Genomic DNA, 18,526 nt, shown 5'->3' on the forward strand with positions numbered 1-18,526 from the left:
GAGGGGCAAGCGGAGGGCGAACCGGTCCACGGCGCAGCCAGGGCTGTTCCGAAAACGCAGTTCAACGGGGGAGGGCGTCAGCGCGTTGTGTGCGCCGGTTCGCGGCGGCTAAAGCGCGCCGGTCTGCCGCGCCGACGCCTGGGGTGGGGCGGCAGCGCAGGGCCCCAGCCACCTGGGATGGCGGTGGGCTGGGGCCAGAAAAATGGGCGTGGGTGTGCCAGGCATGCGGCGCTCGCGCGGCAGTGCGGGTGATCGGGGTGGGCGTGTCAGCGGTTCGGCGTCAGTGCACCGCGCCTTCACAGGCGCCACGCATGCCTTGCGCGATGAAACGCACCAGCAGTGGCCCCGCTGCAGCCTCGTCGCCCGGCTGGTTCTGGCCGTACGACAGGCGCTCGATGCGCTGGTCGTTCACATGGTGCAGCAGCGCGCCCAGCGCGAACTGGTAGCACCATGCGGCCTGGCTGCGCGTGGCTTGGGGCAGGGCGGCGGCAATGGCATCAATGAACGCATGGGCCAGGGGGTCGAACAGCTCGCGGATGATGGGCTCGTCTTCTTCCAGGTGGTCGTTCATGCCACGCGACAGCAGGCGCAGAAAGTGGTGGCCCGCAGGCTGGCGGGCCACCTCCAGCACGGGCAGCACGAAGGCCTTGACGATTTCGTCCAGCAACTGACCGGGTGGGGCCGCCTGCTGGGCTTGGGCCAGTGACTGCAGCCGGACATCGATGTAGCCCGCATGCGCGCGAAAGATGGCGTGGTACAGCGACAGCTTGGGGCCGTAGTAGTAGCCCACCAGCGCCAGCGGCACACCGGCCTCGTCGGCAATGTCGCGGATCGACACGCCATGAAAGCCACGCGTGGCAAACAGCCGTTCGGCCGCCTGCAGGATGTTGGCCTGGCGATTGGGCGCCAGCGCTTCTTCGCTGGTGGCGCTGCGGGCCGCAGCACGCTTGCGCGCCGGGGCTTTCGCGGCAGGGGTGGCGGGCACGGTGGCCGCAGTCTGGGGGGTGGATCGGGATTTGGACATAGGCTGGTTTATACGGTTGTATAAATTTATTGAACACTCGTACAAACCCCGGTCGATTTGAATTTGTACGTTCGTATAATTTTTTCATGCCACCCGCTGCAGGCCCTGTCAGATCTGGCTTGCGGGGTGTCGCTGCAACTTCCATCCATTCCAACAGGAGACAGACACCATGTTCACCCGCCGCCGTTTCACCCAGCTTTCTGCCGCCCTGCTGCCCACCCTGGGCGGTGCTCCTGCCGCCTGGGCGCAGGCCAGCAAAGACGCCATGCCCGACGTGGTGCGCATCATCTCGGGCTTTCCGGCCGGGGGCACGGCCGATGCGCTGGCGCGCCGTGTGGGCGACCGCATGCGCGGCCACTACGCAGCATCCTTGGTGGTGGACAACAAGCCTGGCGCAGGCGGGCAGATCGGCATCCTCAACCTGCGCGACAGCCCGGCCGATGGCACCAGCCTGCTCATCACGCCGTCGTCCATGCTGTCCATCTACCCCTACACCTACCCCAAGCTGCGCTACACGCTGGACGACGTGGCGCCCGTGTCACTGGGCGCCATGTTCGACCACGGCCTGGCCGTGGGCCCCGGTGTGCCCGACAGCGTGCGCACGCTGGCCGACCTGCTGGACTGGATGCGCGCCAACCCCGGCAGCGCCAACTACGGCAGCCCCGGTGCGGGCTCCATGCCGCACATGGTGGGCGTGCTTCTGGGGCAGTTCAGCAAGATTGACATGCGCCACATCGCCTACCGGGGCACGGTGCCCGGCATGCAAGACCTGCTGGGCGGGCAGATCCCTGCGTTCTGGGGGCCGATTGGCGACTACCTGCAGCATGGCAAGGGCGGCAAGCTGCGCGTGCTGGCCATTGCGGGCAGCAAGCGCTCGCCGTTCCTGCCGCAGGTGCCCACGCTGACGGAGTTGGGCTACCCCCTCAAGGTCAGCGAGTGGTACGGCTTCTTTCTGCCTGGCAAGGCGACGCCCGAGACCATCAAGCGCGCATCCGATGCCCTGCAGGCCGCATTGAGCCAGCCCGAGGTGGTGGAGTACGGCAAGCAGTACGGCCTGGAGGTCAAGCCCTCCACCGCCGCCCAGTTGGCGCAGATGCTCAAGGCCGATGCCGACCAGTGGCGCGGCCTCATCAAGCAGACCGGCTTCACGGCCGAATCCTGATCGCCTTGTTTCGACCTTTCCACCCGACCCCGCCATGACCACCACGCTCGCCACACCTGCGCGCCGCATCGTCGATATCTCGATGCACCTTGAAAACGATGTTGTCTCTGACCCGCCGGGCCTGGGCCCGCGCATCAACTACATCGACCACCAGATGAGCTTTGCGGACCTGGCGCAGTTCTTTCCAGGCCTCCAGAAGGAAGACCTGCCCGACGGCGAATCCTGGGCGGTGGAGGACGTGCAGCTCAACACCCACAACGGCACCCACCTGGACGCGCCCTACCACTTTGCGTCCACCATGGACGGCGGGCAGCGCGCGCTGTCCATCGACGAGGTGGACCTGAACTGGTGCTTCCAGCCCGGCGTGAAACTGGACTTTCGGCACCTGCCCGACGGCTACGTGGTGCAGGCCGCCGATGTAGAGGCCGAACTCGCACGCATCGGCCACACGCTGCAGCCACTGGAGATCGTGGTCGTCAACACCCGCGCTGGCAGCGCCTACGGCACGGCGGGCTACACGCGCGCGGGTTGCGGCATGGGCTACGAGGCCACCATGTACCTGCTGGAGCGCGGCGTGCGCCTGACGGGCACCGACGCCTGGAGCTGGGATGCTCCCTTTGCCTACACCGCGCAGCGCTATGCCGAAAGCGGCGACGCATCGCTGATCTGGGAGGGCCACAAGGCTGGGCGCGACATTGGCTACTGCCACCTCGAAAAACTGCACAACCTGGAGGCGCTGCCCGCCAGCGGCTTCTATATCTCGTGCTTTCCGGTCAAGGTGCGCGGCGCCTCTGCGGGCTGGACGCGGGCCGTGGCTATTTTTGACCCGGTGCTGCCGCTGCAGCCTGCGGCCGGAGTGGCGTCATGAAACTTGCGACACTGCGAAACGGCCAGCGCGACGGCCGCCTGGTAGTAGTGTCGGCCGATGCGCGCCGCTGCATCGACGCCAGCCCCGTGGCCCCCACGCTGCTCGATGCCTTGGAGCGCTGGAGCGTGGTGGAGCCCGCGCTGCAAGACCTGGCCCGCACCGTGAACGCGCCCGCCGCCCCGGGCGCCATGCCCTTTGATGCGCGCCAGTGTTTGGCACCGCTGCCACGCACCTGGCAGTGGCTGGACGGCTCGGCCTTTCTGAACCACGGCCACCTCATGGAGCGCGCCTTCAAGGTGCCGCCCGTGGCCGACTTCGAGACCATTCCGCTCATGTACCAGGGCGCATCCGACGACTTTCTGGGCCCGCACGACGATGTGCCCCTGCCGTCCGAAGCCGACCAGATCGACTTTGAGGGCGAGTTTGGCGTGGTGCTCAGCGAAACCCCCCTGGGCGTCACCGCTGAAGAGGCGCTGCAGCATGTGCGCCTCATCGTGCTCATCAACGACTGGAGCCTGCGTGCCTTCGGCCCGCGCGAGGCCAAAAGCGGCTTCGGCTTTGTGCAGGCCAAGCCCTCCACCGCATTCGCGCCCATCGCGGTCACGCCCGACGAACTGGGCGCGGCGTGGAACGGCGGCCGCGTGCACCTGCGGCTGCAGACGCAGCGCAACGGCGAATGGTTTGGCCACCCGCACGGCGGCGCCATGCACTTTGACTTCGGCCAGTTGATCGCCCATGCAGCGTGCACGCGCAGGCTGTCGGCAGGCACCCTGATCGGCTCGGGCACCGTGTCGAATGCGGATGTGGCCGTGGGCTCGTCCTGCATCGCCGAGCGCCGCATGGTCGAGGCGCTGGCCGACGGCGCGCCGCACACGCCGTTTCTGCGCTTTGGCGAGCGGGTGCGCATGGTGGCGCTGGACGGGCAGGGCCATCCCGGGCCGTTTGGCGTGATCGACCAGGTGGTGGTGTCGGGCGGCGCTGCGGGCCCCGGGCGGGTGAATACTTTAAATGCTATTAGTTCGATAGCTATATAGGATTGATGGTCGTGCGATAGAGGCCAAAAAAACCTTGAATTTTTCGCTCCAATCCATCGCGCCGTGGGGCCGTCGCCTCACCCTCCATCACCCGCAGCGCTGGGTCTTTCTCCCTCTCCCCTCGCGGGAGAGGGCTGAGGAGAGGGGGCGCTCTGGGGCTCGGTGCCCCCTCTCCCCTGGCCCCCTCCCAGCAGGGGCGATGGGGCATACCAAGTCAGCTTCCGCCGCGCGGCCCGGGGTGTTTTCACCGGTTGACCAGCCGGTGGGCGGCGCCTATTCTGGCTGGCAGGGGCCGGTGATGCCCCCTATACCAACGAACTCCCCCACCTCCCCCGCGCCATGCACAAAGAATTCCACCACGATGCGGTGCGCCGCCTGCAGACGCTGATCGAGCGCGAGACCGGCGCGCCGCTGCGCGAAGAAGCCCTCGCCGAGATGGCTGCCATCCTGCGCCAGGGCGACGGCCCGGAAGGTGCCGCCACCGATGACCGGTCTGTGGCCCCACGTGAGGTCACCATCCTGCTGGCCGACCTGCGCGGGTTCACCGCACTGTCGGGCTCGCAACCGGCGTCGGTGGTGATTGCGGCGCTCAACCGCTGCCTGGCGCGGTTGTCCGAAGTGGTGTTCAAGTACCAGGGCAGCATCGACAAGTTCATGGGCGACTCGATCATGGTGCTGTTCGGTGCGCCCGTGGCGCGCGAGGACGATGTGGATCGCGCGCTGTTGTGTGCCGTGGAGATGCAGATGGCCATGCGCGAGCTGAACCTCGCCCATCTGCGCGAGCGGCTGCCCGAGGTTTTTCTGGGTATTGGCGTGAACACGGGCACGGTGATGGCCGGGCGCTTTGGCTCGGATGTGTATTCCGAATACACCGTGATCGGCGAGGCCGTCAATCTGGCCTCGCGCATCGAGGCGCTGAGCCTGCGCGGCCAGGTGCTCATCAGCGACACGACGTACCAGCGCTGCTGGGGGCTGGTGTCGGCGTCGGCGCCTATGCAGGTCTACGTCAAGGGCCGCACGCAGCCCGTGAGCCTGCGCGAGCTGATCGCCATCCCTTCGCAAAAGCTCAAGGTGCCGCGCCAGGAGTTTCGCCGCAGCCACCGCGTGGATGCGCGCCTGCCCTGCCTGTGCCAGCGCATGCAGGACAAGATCGTGGTGCCCCACATCGTGCACGGCGCCATCCGCGACATCGGCTACCACGGCCTTCTGGTGGAGCTGATCGAGCCGCTGGAGCCGCACAGCGAGATCAAGCTGGAGTTTGAGCTGCCTTTGGTGGACTACCGCGTGGCCGACGTGTACGCCCGCGTCATCACCCTCAAGCAGGAGGGCGACGAATGGGTGGCTGGGCTGGAGTTCACTTCCATCAGCGCCGAATGCCACGCCAAGGTGCAGATGTTTGTGCAGCTGCTGGTGGCGCACTGATCGACGCGGGTGTGCCCCGGGGGCACATTCAACAGCCCAGCATCTGCGCTAGATCGTTCAGGTCTGTGGCGTGCAGATCGTTGCCATGCTGTGGCGTACTGTCCTTGGGCTGGGCGGCGCCCAGTTCCAGGGGGCGCTCGATGTAGGCGGTGCGCAGGCCACATGCGCGGGCAGCGGCCAAGTCGTCGTGGTGCGTAGCTACCAGCGCTACCTGTTCGGGCTGCAGGTCGAAAACGCGCGCTACGCCCAGGTAGGTCTCCGGGCTGGGTTTGTAGGCCTTGAACACCTCAGCGCTCAGCACGCAGTCCCACGGTAGCCTGGCGCGCTTGGCCATGTTGGTGAGCAGGCCGATGTTGCCGTTGGACAGCGTGGTGATGGTGAAGCGTGTCTTGAGCCGCGTGAGGCCTTCCACGCTGTCGGGCCAGGCATCGAGCCGGTGCCACACATGGTTGAGGTGGCGGCGTTCGGCGTCAGACAGTTGCGCCAGGCCAAAGCGCCGCAGGATTTCGCCGAGGATGCTTCGGTGGAGGTCGTCGACCAGTGTCCAGCCCTGCTCACCCCGCATCACGCGGGCCATGGCCGGCCGGTAGCCCGCGCGCCACGCCAGCGCAAACGCGTCTCCATCTACCGCAGGGTACAGCGACTGCATCTCGCGCACGATGCTGCCGTGCCAGTCCACCACGGTGCCAAAGATGTCGAACGCCAGCACCTTCACGGTGCTGGCGATGTGGTCTGCTGTGCTTGGGGTGGTCGTCATTCGCAGTCCTTGAAAAAGGAGGAAGGGCGTGGTCAGGGCGTCAGCGTAGCAGCCATAGCTGAAATGGCTTTGAACCTGGGTTACATATTTCCCCGCTTCAGCAAGGCGGTGCTTTGCATGCTATGGTTACAAAAATCGGGTTTACCCCCGTAACTGCGTTTCTTTCTCTCCTTCTCCCTGTCTCGTCTACCTCCTGCGCCCTGCCGTCGCTTGCCGGTGCAGCGTCTCCCCTGTTGTTGCCATGACCGCGCCCCTTTCCCCCACGTCCATCTCCGCCACCCCCACCGACGACCGCACCCTGGTGCGTGCCGTGCTGGCCCTCGGGGTCGGCGGCTTTTCCATCGGCACGGGTGAATTCGTCATCATGGGCCTGCTGCCTGAGGTGGCGCGCGACATTGGTGTGAGCATCCCGCAGGCCGGGCATGTCATCAGCGCCTATGCGCTGGGCGTGGTGGTGGGCGCACCGGTGCTGGCAGTGCTATGTGCCCACTGGGGGCGGCGCGCGCTGCTGATGGCGCTGATGGTGGTGTATGCGCTGGGCAATTTCGCGTCGGCGCTGGCTCCGGGCTATGGGTCGCTGAGCGCCATGCGCCTGTTCACCGGTCTGCCACACGGCACCTACTTTGGTGTGGCCGCGCTGGTGGCCGCCGCACTGGCGCCACCGGGGCGCCGCGCACGCGCAGTGGGCTGGGTCATGCTGGGCCTCACCACCGCCACGCTGGTGGGTGTGCCCATTGCCGCCGCGTTGGGCGAGGCGTTTGGCTGGCGCGCTGCGTTTGTGTTTGTGGGGTTGATCGCGGTGGCCGCCGTGGTCATGGTGCGCCTTTGGGTGCCCGCCATGCCCGCATCGCACGGCGCCAGCCCGCTGCGCGAGCTGGGCGCGCTGGCGCGCAAGCAGGTGTGGTTCACGCTGGGCATTGGCGCCATCGGTTTTGGTGGCATGTTTGCAGTGTTCAGCTACATCAAGCCCACCTTGATCGAGGTGGCCGGCATGCCGCCCGCGCTCATGCCCTTTGTGCTGTCGCTGTTTGGCCTGGGTATGGTGGTGGGCAACATCGTGGGCTCGCGCATGGCCGACAAGGCGCTGATGCCTGCTGTGGGCAAGGTGCTGGTGTGGTCCATCCTCGTGCTGGCGCTGTTTGTGCCCGCCGCACACCATCCTGCCAGCGCCGCGCTGGCCACGTTCTTCCTGGGAACCTTGGTGGCCATCGGCCCCGCGCTGCAGATCCGCCTTATGGACGTGGCGGGCGACGCGCAGACCCTGGCCGCGGCGCTCAACCACTCGGCCTTCAACGCCGCCAACGCGCTCGGCGCCTGGCTGGGCGGCGTGGGCATTGCGGCAGGCTTGGGCTGGACGTCTACCGGGTGGGTGGGTGTGTTGCTGGGCCTCGGCGGCGTCGGCATGTTTGCGTGGGCGCTGGTTAGCGATCGAAACACCAAGCGCGTCGCCGCCTGAAGACCACGGGCCACTGACCTGTGTCGTGTAGCGGCGGTGCGACACTGCCGCAATCCACGGGGAAATGACCGCGTTGTGCCTTAAAGTGGCAGCGGGCCGGCCTTTCTGCCAGCCACGTCGCTCGGACGGTTCCGGGCGCTTACGTGAAAGTCACCACAGCATGTCTGCTTCTCAAGGCAAGCGCCGCTTTGCGCGCATTGATCGCCTCCCTCCCTACGTCTTCAACATCACGGCCGAGCTCAAGCTGGCCGCCCGCCGCCGTGGCGAAGACATCATCGACATGAGCATGGGCAACCCCGACGGGGCCACACCACCGCACATCGTCGCCAAACTCACCGAAGTGGCCCAGCGGCCCGACACCCACGGCTACAGCGCCAGCAAAGGCATCCCGCGCCTGCGTCGCGCCATCAGCCATTGGTACAAAGACCGCTATGCGGTGGACATCAACCCCGACACCGAAGCCATCGTCACTATCGGCTCCAAGGAAGGCCTGGCCCACCTCATGCTGGCCACGCTGGACCGGGGCGACACCGTGCTGGTGCCAGACCCGAGCTACCCCATCCACATCTACGGCGCGGTGATTGCCGGTGCCGACATCCGCAGCGTGCCCGTGGCGCCCGACGTGGACTTTTTTGCCGAGCTGGAAAAGGCCATCCGTGGCAGCTACCCCAAGCCCAAGATGATGATCTTCGGCTTTCCCAGCAACCCCACCGCGCAGTGCGTGGAGCTAAGTTTCTTCGAGCGCGTGATCGCCCTGGCCAAGAAGCACGACATCCTGGTGGTGCACGATCTGGCCTATGCCGACATCGTTTACGACGGCTACCGCGCCCCCAGCATCATGGAAGTGCCCGGCGCCAAGGACGTGGCGGTGGAGTTTTTCACCCTGAGCAAAAGCTACAACATGGCCGGCTGGCGCGTGGGCTTCATGGTGGGCAACCCCGACCTGGTGGCCGCGCTCGCCCGCATCAAGAGCTACCACGACTATGGCACCTTTACGCCCCTGCAGGTGGCCGCCATCGCTGCGCTCGAGGGCGACCAGCAGTGCGTGAAAGACATCGCCGCCCAGTACCAGCGCCGCCGTGACGTGCTCTACAAGGGCCTCTCCGAATCCGGCTGGGCCGTAGACTGCCCCAAGGCCAGCATGTACATCTGGGCCCGCATCCCCGAGCCCTACCGCGCGCTGGGTTCGCTGGAGTTCGCGCGGCAGTTGCTGGACAAGGCCAAGGTGTGTGTGTCGCCTGGCATTGGGTTTGGCGACCAGGGGGATGAGTACGTGCGGTTTGCGCTGATCGAGAACGAGGCGCGGATTCGGCAGGCGGTAAGGGGGATTCGCGCGATGTTCAAGGCGGATGGACTGGTGAAAGCTGCAGCCACAATGGTGGTTGAAGACAGCGGTCGGCCCTTGGCCGAGCGATAGATATCAGCGCTACCAATTCAGACAGGGGCGGTACTACGGCTGACGATCGTAGCTGCCAAGGTCGCTATCAAGGGACCATATCTGGACGCGGTTCATGGGGTGCATGGCGCAATTGCGCTCCCACTCTTTAATTATGGCGGTCTCAAATCTGAAGTGCAACACCCTCACCGAGGGTAATGTACGCAAATGGGAACGAGATACGAACACTTGCAGCCAGAAGACAGAGTGACGTTGGCATCGCTGCGCCAGCAGGGCTGGAGCATCAGGGCCATAGCCCGCCTTCAAGGTCGCAGCCCCAGCACCATCAGCCGTGAGTTGCGGCGCAACGCCTGCCATGGCAGTTACGCCAGCGCGCCTGCGCAGCGTCTGTGCCAGCAGCGGCGCATTCAGGCCAGGCCATGCCCCAAGCTGCACAGTTCCGGGGCTTTGTGGACTCTTGTCACCACCATGCTGTGCTGGCTGTGGTCGCCCCAGCAGATTGCACGCACACTTCAGCGCATGTATCCCCAAGAGCCGAGCATGCATGCCTCGCACGAGAGCATCTACACCGCCATCTATGCATACCCACGCGGTGAGTTGCGCCGCCAGCTCATCGCACTGCTGCGCCAGGGCAAGAGTACACGCCGCCCGCGTTCAGCAGGCTCTGATCGGCGTGGTCAGATTCCAGACATGGTCTCTATCCATGTTCGCCCACCCGAGGTCAATGATCGCGTGATGCCGGGGCATTGGGAGGGAGATTTGATCAAGGGCGCTGGCAACAAGTCGGCGGTGGGTGTGCTGGTAGAGCGCTCAACGCGCCTGGTGCTGCTGTGCAAGATGCCTGACGCATCCGCAGAGAGTGCGCTGGCCGCGTTCACCAACAAGCTGCGCCAGATTGCACAGCCGATGCGCCAGACACTCACCTACGACCAGGGCAAGGAGATGGCCCGGCACAAGGAACTCGCACAAGCCCTTGGCATGCGGGTGTACTTTTGTGATCCGCACAGCCCTTGGCAAAAAGGCAGTTGTGAGAATACGAATGGGCTGCTGCGCCAGTTCATGCCCAAGGGTACAGACCTGAGCGTGCATGACCAGGATGCGCTGGACTCCATGGCCGATCTGATGAACAACCGTCCTCGTCAGACGCTCGGCTGGGATTCTCCCTATCAGGCTTTTCAGCGATTCATGACGGCTATCGCCGAGAAGAGCTCCGCTACCATTCATTGAATATCAACCAGCGGTGTTGCACTTCAGATTTGAGACAGCCCATCAAATCTCGCAAGCTCAGTCTAGAACGAGGCGGCATAGACCGCTTCGCACCTCTTCTGGACCGATGTCCACTCTGTCAAGCGTTTCCAGCGCGCGTTGATTGATGTGTGTCGTCTGATTGAGCATACTGCGTTCACTGGCCAGCGAGATGCTCTGGCGAGGTTGTCCATCAACCACCAGCCGGGCCTTGCGGCCAGCGAAACTATCCGAAATCGTAGCGCCCTGACAAGCCAAAACCGTTGTTCCGTTACTGAAGCGAAAGACTTCACGAATCAATAATTCCTGTCTCATAGTCATAGTCCCTTGTCGCGCAGTATTTTAAGGACGCGGACATCCTCATCACTCAGACCGAGCATCTGTCGATGCCGCATCATGAAATCCTTCACATGGGTCTCAGCACTACCTAAACCGCTATTGCCTAAGCGGTCCACGATCCCAAGGTGTGCCTGCGTGCCGTGCAAGAACTCCTCCAGCAAAGCCGCCTTACTAGGATTCTCCCGCAGGAGGATGCTCGAGTTATTCACCCCCCACACGGAAGCTTCAGCTCCGAAATAGTCCAGCATCCGCAGTTCTTCCGAACCTGGTCTTGCGATGATCAAAGAGCGCTTTGCCCCGACCGCAGCCAGAAGCTCTTTGGATGCCGGCTCAACGCCCATCAATTCACTAGGACTTCTCAGCGAACCAAAACCGATTGAGCCGACGGCTTTTTCAACATTGTCAAAGCTGCTAGCCAAACTATTTTCAACCTGCAACGAGTCAACGACCTTGTCAGTCTTCCCAAGCCAGGTCAGCCCAGCTCGGATTCCACCGATCGCCAAGCCCTCGGGCGGCAGGCCTTGAAGCGCCATTCCGATTGGTGAGTTGTTGAAGCGATCCAAGTGGTCCAGAAGTTGACCAGCTATGCCCTCTGTTTGTGATGGGTCGGGAGGTACCGTGTATCGCGCTGGACCTGTAGGTATTTGCTCCGCCAGAGGCTTGGCAGCCCAACGTGCACTGTCCACTCCCGAAGCAAATTGCTGTGCTATGTCTTGCTGAAGCTGGGCATCGTTCCGATCCAGATGCTGGCGTTGCTCAGCCAAGTCCCTCGCAATACGCCCCGCACTCTCCTGCGCAATGGCCCGCCCACCCAGCTGCGCCGCGCCTGTATCTGACAGATCAAACTGCAGCACCTGCCCCGGCTGCACGATGGGCACGCCCTGCGCGTTGAGCTGTATCTGACCGCTAGCCAGCAACTGACCGTAGGCCACTATCTGCTGCTGCTTGTCCAGTCCGGCCGTTGCCAATGCCGCCAGCGGACCTTGGCCCTTGCCCACCACTGCTTCGGTGATGGCTTGCGCGTCGGGGGCCATGCTGCCGTTCAGGGCGATCCCGCCGTCGATTTCGTCGCTCCAGTTCGATAGCGCGTCGCCCGAGATTTGCAGGCCCTGTCCTCCGGGCCCTGGCCGCAGGCCCAGCCCCTGTGCATCCACCTCACTGGCCCCCAGGTTTCTCACCCAGTCGCTGGAGGGCCTGTCTCCTGGTTGTCCCTCGTTCCCTGCCTGGCTTGGGTTCTGGCTTTGGCTTTGCCCCTTTCCTTGTGCGCCCCGGAGCTCTTCGCCCAGCACTTCGCCCAGGAAGTCACTCGCAAACCCCGCCGCCGGGTCATTGCTGCCCGCAACCTTCACTGCGCTGCTGGCCGCCCGGCCGATCAGGCGCAGCATGCTGGCTTCTTGCACGCTCAGGCCTTCGTTCTTGCTGAGCTCGGCGATCTGCACCTCCAGGCTCTTGCCCACTTCTCCCGCCACGCTGGCCAGCAGGCTGTTGGTCAGGCCGTCTTTGAACTTGCCCCCCGTGGCTTCTTGCAGCAGGCCTTGCAGGCCCGCCTTGCCCAGGTGCCCCAGGCTGCGCGTGGCCAGATCGCCGCCTTGCAGCATGCCGTTGATGCCTGTGGCGTTCATCACCCCAAAGCTCACTCCGGCGGTCAGTGCCGAGCGCAGCAGGTCGCCCAGGTCGATCTTGCCCCCGGTGGTCAGCTGCATGGTGGCGCTGCTGATGGCGCCCAGCGCCATGCTTTGGCCCAGGCTGGTGCTGGCGCTGGCGGCGGTGATGCCAAAGGCCCCTGCGGTGGCGAAGGTCATGACGCCCGCAAACACCATGGGCAGCGCCTTGTCCAGGAAGCTGGTGCTTTGCTTGATGTTGTTGGCCAGGTCCGTGCTCCAGCCGTTGACGGGGTCAAACCACAGGTATTCGTTGTCGATCAGATCCCGGTTCTGTTCGGGGGTGAGCTGGGTGGTCTGCCATGTGCTGGCTGCCCAGGGCCCGGGGTTGCCGTTTTCTGTGACGGTGGGGCCGCCGAGTACCAGCTGGCTCTCGCCCAGGCCGTAGTAGGCAGGGGTGATCTGGGGGCCCGCATCGGTTTCTCCGGTGCGCACTTCGTCATGGAACTGCAGGGGCTCTTTGCCGTGCAGTTGGGCGAAGGCTTTTTGTGCGGGGCTGTCGCCGCTGGCGTAGGCCTTGGCGAATTCGGCTGGGTCGCTCAGGCGCCAGAGATTCTGGTGTGGCACGCCAGCGGCGAGCGCCTGGGCTTCAATGGCCTGGAGGTCGCTGGCCTGATTGGCGCTGGGCGGGTGGGTGACGTTGTGCAGTGTCTGCTCGGTGATGTGCTCGGCATCGCCCCCGCTGGAGTGCCGTGCGATCAGTTCGCTGCCTGCCACTTCGGGGCCAGGGTTTTGCTGGGCGTGGTCCAGGGCCTGCAGGAATTGGTCGCGTACGGCGTTGTGCGCCTCTTGCAGCTGGGTCAGCCGCGCGCCCAGGTCGGGGCCAAAGCGTGCGAGGATGCCTTGACCGACGTCGGTGTTGGTGTTCAGGGGGCGCAGGGGCGGGCCGAACTGGGCCACCATCTCCTGGTTGGCGGGCTCGGCCAGCAGCAGTTCCAGGGCGGCGATCTCGGTGGGGCTGGCGTTGGGGGCTGCTGCCTGGGCGCCCGCAGTGCCAATGGCTGGGTTCTCGGGGGGGATCTGCAGAGGTTTGGTGTGAGCAAGGTCGATACCGAGGCCTGCTGCGTTCTCCGGGGTGACGGTCAGGGGCTTGGTGTGTGCAAAGTCGATGCCCAGACCTGCTGCGTTCTCAGGGGTGACCAGCAGAGGTTTGGTCTGTGCCTGCACCATCAGGGCCAGTGTGGTGCTGGGGGTTTGGTCGGTGGGGGCGAAGAGGGAGGTGCTGGCTAGGGTGGGGTCAGCGTGGGGGTTCTGGAGGGACTGAGGATCGGGCTGGGCGTAGCCGCCTGGGCCGCTGTCGGTGAAGGCGCCAGCGTTGTCCTGGGGTTGGTCTGTGTAGCTGTTGAATGCGCTGCCAGGGGCGGGAGCGTAGGTGGAGGCTGAGGGGGCGACTTGCATGGCGCGCGACTGTGCCTACAGGCATCAGCGCGCGAAACTGGGAAGGCTCCTAGCTAGGAGTGTTCCTAGCTAGGAATGACACCTACATGGGGCAGCCCAGTGGGAGCCGTGGGGGATGAAATGAATATGGCTGCAGGCGACGTGGGGATTGCGCAAACAGCTACTGAATCAGGAGCGCCCTGCGCGCGGGGAATGCAGGAGGTGGGCTGCGCGGGTTACAGACTTTTACGGCGGGCAGGTAGGACGCAAGGGCGCGAACTGCGGGTGCCGGGTCAGCGCCGAAGGAATTCCGCCTGACTGCACACTGCTGGCTCAGGCCTTCACTTCGAGCAGCGAACCCATCAATTCGTCTTGTGCCTTGATAGCCTGCAGGTTGGCAGACTGATTGAAATCCAACAGCTTGGGCGAACATGGGGGCACTTCAGCTGTTGTGGGAAACCGCCAACCGGTCTGCTGTACCGTGGCGCTTATTCGCTCCAATCGGAGTGCTTCTCGCACAGCTTGTTGGTTTCCTTGCCCTTGCGGGTTTCGGCGAACTTCACGAGGTTGCCCTTGAAATCTTCGGGCGTTTCGTTCCACATGCAGGTGCACCAGGCCTGGGCCTTGGTTTGGCCCTTGATGGGGCTGGGCTCGTTGCCACCCTCGTAGACGGTGGCAGAGTAGCTCAGGCACTGCCGGTATTGCGCGTCGCCTGCAGGTGGGCGGTTGTAGTCGGTGGCGGCCCAGGCCGAAGTGCCAGCGGCCAACAGGAGGGCGGCGCCAGTGATGGTGCGGATCAGTTGCATGGGGAAAATCTCTGCGAGGGATGGAGCCCCAGCACGCCCGGGATGGACGTGCGGTGGGTGAAGCCCAGTGTAGTTGTTTGAAACAAAAAGTATCAAACAAAAAATGACGGCTCAGCCACCTGTCGTAGGCAAGACACGGGCGCGCCTGCGGCGGCCCTGTCCGGCAAGCTGCGACGCCGGGCCCGCTGCGAATGCGAACTTGGCGCCCAGCCGCCGCAATCCAATGACCACCCCCGTTGCGCTCAGCAACGTACCGCCCAGGCTCAGCACAATGAGAACGATGTCCCACAGCGGGCGCCGCTCCAGCAGCGGCAGCCAGTCCCAGCTGTGCAGCATGGAGAACAGCCAGCGGCTGGTACGGCGATAACTGTCGGTGCGGCCGAGTACGACGCCGGTGTGGGGGTCGATGTGGACCCAGGTGGCATGGGGGTCGTCAAACACCAGGCGCAGCGCGGGCAGGGGCTTGTCGCCCCCACCCGTCATGGTGTGGGTGGCGCGGTCGTAGTAATGCAGGTCGTAGGCGGTCAGCGTTTCGGTGCGCACCACGGCGTGGGGCAGCAGGCGCGCTGCGGCCTCGGCCACCGCGCCTGGGGGCCACTGGTGGGGTGCGGCGGTGGACGCATCGAGCAGCGCGGGGGCGCCGGTCGGGCTGTACGCAAGTACCAGCGGGTGGCCCGCGCTTTGCACCCAGCGCAGCTCGCGCGTGTTCGGCGAAACGCCTGACAGCAAAGCCTGCACGGCGGCGGCTTGCGGGGGCAACACCAGCGGGCCGCCGTTCATGGCCTGCTGGCGCAGTGGCGCGGCGCCGCTGTCAAAAATCTTCCAGGGGTTCATGGACATGAGGCCGCTGAAGATCCAGGTGAATGTGATCAGCGCAAACACCAGCCCGAACACATGGTGCCAGCGCATCATGAAGCCCCGGTAGGGCGTGCGCGAACCGGTCTTGTACCGGCCCTGGAAGCGCCAGCGCAGCACACCCACCACCGTGCCCGTCAGCGTGAGCACGATGCCCGCAATGGAAAGCCAGTTGACGATGTCTGTCCAGTAGCCATTGAAGATATTGCCCCGGAAGGGGTAGAGCCAGTGGATCCAGGCGCCCGCGTAGTTCCAGGCGCGCTCCTGCAGCGGCGCATCGCGCACCACCTCGCCCGTGCTGCCCGACACATAGACCACGGTGCTCGCGCTGTCGCCCAGGTGCAGGCGGTGCAGGGGGCGGTGCACGTCGAGCGCACGCGAGTGGGTGAAGGCGTCTTCGTCGATCGTGCCCAGGTGTGCGATCCCTGCGCCGGGCTCCTGCGCGAAGGCGCGAGCCGAAGCGAGGGCGTGCTCGGCGTCTACGCGCTGCAACCGTTCGCCCGTGAGGGCGTCGATGACCGCAGGCGCTGGCGCCCTGCGCGGGCGTGGTACGGCGTCTCCGGCAGGGGCGGCGGGAATCACCAGGTACACCGCCCGCCCGCCGCTGGCCACGGCGAGCCTCAGGTCCTGCAGCGGCCCTGCCAGGCCTGCGCGCGCCAAGGCGTCAGCGGGCTCCAGCATAGGCTCCGTGCCCAGCGTTGCGCTGCGCAGCGGCGGCAGGTGGGCCAGCCGCTCGGCCTGCGTGAGCTTGGGGTAGCCCACGTACATCATCACCACGCCCGAGAGGAACCACATGGCGAAGAAGGCGCACAGCAGCACGCCCAGCCAGCGGTGGACGAGGTACAGCCAGCGTTTGGCGTGTGGCATGTCTGGTTCCTTGCCTGCGTCAGAACGCGGTGTGCAGCGTCACGTCCAGCGTGCGCGGTGCGCCCAGGTAGACCTGGTCGCGCGTCTCTGCCGCGTAGATGCGGTCGGTGGCGTTGCGCACGCGGGTGGTGAGCGTGGTGGTCTTGTTGACCTTCCAGGCCAAGCCCAGGTCCAGCAGCGTATACGACGGCCAGAACTTGGTGTTGGCTGCGTTGCCGTACACCTTGCCCACATGGCGCACGCCCACGCTGGCCGTGACGGTGGGCGTGATCGCGTACGAGGCCCACAGGTTGGCCACCTGCTGCGGAACCAGTTGGGGCACATTGCCAGCGCGTGAGACACCGCCCTGCACAAAGTTCTCGTACCGCGCGCGGGTCAGCGCCAGGTTGCCCTGCAACTGCCATTGCGGCGTAGGCCGAATGCCAGCGGAAAGTTCGATGCCCTTGGACGACTGCTCGCCCACCAGCACTGTGAAGTTGGGGTTGGATGGGTCTTGCGATGCGATGTTCTTGCGGCGGATGTCAAACGCCGCCACCGTGGCGCTGCCCTTGCCGTCCCAGAAGTCGAACTTGCTGCCCACCTCGACCTGGCGGCCCGTGGTCAGTTCGCTGTTGTTGCGCACATCGGCAAACGAGGCCGAGGCCAGCGAGCCCGATGGCGGGTCGGCCGCGTTGGAGGCCTGTGCATACAAGTTGGCGCCGGGTGCAATGTCCCACACCACGCCCAGGCGGCCAGTGGTGGGGCTGTAGCTGCGGCTGAAGGTGGCGGGCGCGGTGGCTGTGACGGCGCGGCGATTCACCAGGTCGAGCTCGATGCGCTCGTGCCGCAGTGCGGTGATCAGATTCACGCCAGGCACCACGGCCGTGCGGTTTTCCAGGTACAGCGCCGTGTTGGTGATCTTGTTGTCCTTGTCAGGGTTCAGGACGGGTGACATGCCGGGAATGTCGAAGAAGTTCTCGGTGGAAAAGTTGTAGGGATTGACTGTGCTCACGGTGACCGAGGGGCCGAACGGGAAGCGCGTCTGCTTGTTCACGCTCACATCGAGGCCAAAAGCCCAGTCGCTCTTACGGCCTGCGAGCTGGCCCTGGTAGGTGCCCTCCAGCCGGTCGCCCACCAGCGTCTGGTCATGGCGCTGCAGGTAGGGTGCCGTGCGCGTGACGGCCGTGTTGCTCGCGTTGAAGGTGTAGATCTCGACATTGCGGTAGTCGCGCAGGGCGTCGTACACGTAGAACGTGTTCTTGAGCTGCAGCGCATCCGACACACGCCATTGCGCCACCGAGCGCAGCCACTGCACGCGGTGCTCGTACATGCCGTCGGCGCTGTTGTAGTTCTTGAAGCGCGTGGCAGGGTCGATGGTCAGCGCGCCCACGGCGGGGTTGAGCACCGGCGTGCCCCAGTAGGGGCGGTCCACATGGTCCTTCTGGTATTCGTAGGCCAGCATGTGGCTGAAGCCGCCGCCCAGGTCCGACAGCAGCGAGGTCGCGAGCTGGGTGGACTGGGTCTTGGTGCCCTCGGTCCAGCTGCCCGCGTTGCGGTGGTTGAGGTCGATGCGCGCGTAGTGCGCTGGGCCTGCGCCGCCATTGCCGCCCGCGATGCGGCGGTTCAGGCCGACGGACGCTTCCTTCATGTCGTAGGAGCCCAGACGCAACTGGCCTTCGGCGAAGTCGCTGCGCTCGGCCGTCTTGGTGATGTAGTTGATGGAGCCGCCCACGCCGCCCGATCCGTACAGAAAACTCGACGCACCGCCGATGGCCTCGACCCGGTCGTAGATCCAGCTATCGACCGCGCGTGTGGCGCTGCCGTACTGCGGGTTGATGCCGTTGTACAGCTGCGCGACCGAGTTGCTGGTGAAGCCCCGGTAGTGCGCGGACATGGAGCCCGGCGCGTTGTGCGCCACCACGCCCGGCACGGCGCGCAGGATTTCCTGCGTGTCCTGTGCGCCGCGTGCGTCGATGGTGGCGCGATCCACCACGGTGACGGAGGCCGGGTTCTCGCGCGCCGTCAGGCCCAGGCGGCTACCGGTGTCCACGGGTGTGTCCAGGTTCAGCTTGCCGTTGGGGGATGCGGCGGTGTCCACCACGTCCACGGCCTTGAGCGTGGGCGTGGTGGTCTGGGCAGGGACAGAGAGGGAGGCCAGTGCGCAGGTGGCGAGCACGCCCCAGCACGAAGGAGAAAGAGGCAGGCGCCGAGAGCCCGCAGCATGGCGGGAGGAGGAGTACGAACGGGACATGAAAACGCTCTTGTCTTGAGGCGACAG

14 protein-coding genes are annotated in these 18,526 nt (G+C 65.3%); 7 read left to right on the forward strand and 7 right to left on the reverse strand.

All coding sequences use genetic code 11. The annotated features are described in order from the left end of the window. Positions 1-280: 280 nt before the first annotated feature. A complete protein-coding gene (locus tag C8C94_RS24355; protein ID WP_121422547.1) occupies positions 281-1,024 on the reverse strand; it encodes a TetR/AcrR family transcriptional regulator in 744 nt (247 codons plus the stop codon). A gap of 169 nt (positions 1,025-1,193) precedes the next feature. Between C8C94_RS24355 and C8C94_RS24360 the strand changes: the two genes are divergently transcribed. The 4 genes from C8C94_RS24360 to C8C94_RS24375 all read left to right on the forward strand — a co-directional run bounded on the left by C8C94_RS24360 (position 1,194) and on the right by C8C94_RS24375 (position 5,510). Further along, complete coding sequence (locus C8C94_RS24360) at positions 1,194-2,186, forward strand: tripartite tricarboxylate transporter substrate-binding protein (RefSeq protein WP_121422548.1); 993 nt, start codon at positions 1,194-1,196, stop codon at positions 2,184-2,186. 34 nt (positions 2,187-2,220) lie between these two features. Continuing rightward, on the forward strand, positions 2,221-3,054 hold the full coding sequence (locus tag C8C94_RS24365) for a cyclase family protein (protein ID WP_233573557.1): 834 nt from the start codon (positions 2,221-2,223) through the stop codon (positions 3,052-3,054). Further along, entirely contained in the window at positions 3,051-4,088 is a 1,038-nt protein-coding gene (locus C8C94_RS24370) for a fumarylacetoacetate hydrolase family protein (RefSeq protein WP_121422549.1), read from the forward strand. The genes C8C94_RS24365 and C8C94_RS24370 overlap by 4 nt, the downstream gene beginning before the upstream one ends. Before the next feature lie 339 nt (positions 4,089-4,427). Beyond that, positions 4,428-5,510, forward strand: a complete 1,083-nt coding sequence (locus tag C8C94_RS24375) for an adenylate/guanylate cyclase domain-containing protein (RefSeq protein WP_121422550.1) — start codon at positions 4,428-4,430, stop codon at positions 5,508-5,510. A gap of 28 nt (positions 5,511-5,538) precedes the next feature. Here the strand turns inward: C8C94_RS24375 and C8C94_RS24380 are convergent, their stop codons facing one another. Further along, positions 5,539-6,267, reverse strand: a complete 729-nt coding sequence (locus C8C94_RS24380) for a haloacid dehalogenase type II (protein ID WP_121422551.1) — start codon at positions 6,265-6,267, stop codon at positions 5,539-5,541. A gap of 241 nt (positions 6,268-6,508) precedes the next feature. Here C8C94_RS24380 and C8C94_RS24385 point away from each other — a divergent pair, with 241 nt between their 5' ends. From C8C94_RS24385 to C8C94_RS24395, 3 genes are all read left to right on the forward strand, one after another. Next, the gene (locus tag C8C94_RS24385; protein WP_121422552.1) at positions 6,509-7,723 is read left to right on the forward strand and encodes an MFS transporter; all 1,215 of its coding nucleotides are present in this window, start codon (positions 6,509-6,511) and stop codon (positions 7,721-7,723) included. A gap of 160 nt (positions 7,724-7,883) precedes the next feature. Then, positions 7,884-9,140, forward strand: coding sequence for an alanine transaminase (gene alaC, locus C8C94_RS24390; RefSeq protein ID WP_121422553.1), 1,257 nt, complete (start codon positions 7,884-7,886; stop codon positions 9,138-9,140). Between the two features lie 186 nt (positions 9,141-9,326). Further along, positions 9,327-10,346 (forward strand): IS30 family transposase, encoded by a 1,020-nt coding sequence (locus C8C94_RS24395; protein WP_121422554.1) that lies wholly within the window; start codon positions 9,327-9,329, stop codon positions 10,344-10,346. Positions 10,347-10,403: 57 nt separating this feature from the next. On the opposite strand, the gene C8C94_RS25540 is transcribed toward C8C94_RS24395, so the two are convergent. The 5 genes from C8C94_RS25540 to C8C94_RS24415 all read right to left on the reverse strand — a co-directional run bounded on the left by C8C94_RS25540 (position 10,404) and on the right by C8C94_RS24415 (position 18,499). Continuing rightward, a complete protein-coding gene (locus C8C94_RS25540; protein ID WP_147433305.1) occupies positions 10,404-10,679 on the reverse strand; it encodes a hypothetical protein in 276 nt (91 codons plus the stop codon). A 2-nt stretch (positions 10,680-10,681) separates the two neighbouring features. After that, entirely contained in the window at positions 10,682-13,762 is a 3,081-nt protein-coding gene (locus tag C8C94_RS25775) for a hypothetical protein (RefSeq protein WP_199731342.1), read from the reverse strand. A 467-nt stretch (positions 13,763-14,229) separates the two neighbouring features. Next, the gene (locus C8C94_RS24405) at positions 14,230-14,547 is read right to left on the reverse strand and encodes a hypothetical protein (protein ID WP_055402051.1); all 318 of its coding nucleotides are present in this window, start codon (positions 14,545-14,547) and stop codon (positions 14,230-14,232) included. Positions 14,548-14,658: 111 nt separating this feature from the next. Then, on the reverse strand, positions 14,659-16,269 hold the full coding sequence (locus C8C94_RS24410) for a PepSY-associated TM helix domain-containing protein (protein WP_121422555.1): 1,611 nt from the start codon (positions 16,267-16,269) through the stop codon (positions 14,659-14,661). 19 nt (positions 16,270-16,288) lie between these two features. Continuing rightward, positions 16,289-18,499 carry a TonB-dependent siderophore receptor gene (locus C8C94_RS24415; protein WP_233573558.1) on the reverse strand — a complete coding sequence of 737 codons (2,211 nt, stop codon included), beginning with the start codon at positions 18,497-18,499 and terminating at the stop codon, positions 16,289-16,291. Positions 18,500-18,526 lie beyond the last annotated feature (27 nt).

Origin of the sequence: Acidovorax sp. 94, assembly GCF_003634645.1 — a bacterium.
GTDB lineage: Bacteria > Pseudomonadota > Gammaproteobacteria > Burkholderiales > Burkholderiaceae_C > Acidovorax > Acidovorax facilis.